Raw genomic sequence first — 552 nt, forward strand, 5'->3', positions numbered from 1 at the left:
GATGTTTCAGTTCAGCGGGTTCCCTTCCATACGTTATGTATTGGCGTATGGATAACTGAGGTCTTCTCAGCCGGGTTTCCCCATTCAGATATCTCCGGATCGATGGATATTTGCTCCTCCCCGAAGCTTTTCGCAGCTTATCACGTCTTTCATCGGCTCTTAGTGCCAAGGCATCCACCCTGCGCTCTTATTAGCTTAACCAATTGATTCACACCGCGGGTACGGTGTTCCTCTCAGATGCATAGCGTTGCATCTTTGGCTTATGGTGTTTACAATTAATAATTGCTTGTTTTTGGTTTGTTTGGTTACACTTTTGTGTAACACCTCGGATGTCTTGATATTTGTTTCAAACTTTTCAGTTTGAACTTTGTATCAGATTTTCAATATGCAGTTTTCAAGGTACATAGTATGTTCACTCAACTAAACTCACTTGCGTTCGTTAAGGTTCGTGAACTGCCTCGCACTAAATTCAAGTTTCGTCTTCGACTCGCTTTCATTCAGTTGCTTTCGGCAAATGGAGATGGAGAGATTCGAACTCTTGACCCCCTGCTT

The 552-nt window shown here is 43.1% G+C and carries 1 rRNA gene; it reads right to left on the bottom strand.

The features are described 5' to 3' along the window. Positions 1-201, bottom strand: a 23S ribosomal RNA gene (locus DW720_RS15575); the annotation flags it as partial. Positions 202-552 lie beyond the last annotated feature (351 nt).

This window comes from Clostridium sp. AM27-28 (assembly GCF_003480955.1).
GTDB lineage: Bacteria > Bacillota > Clostridia > Lachnospirales > Lachnospiraceae > Otoolea > Otoolea fessa.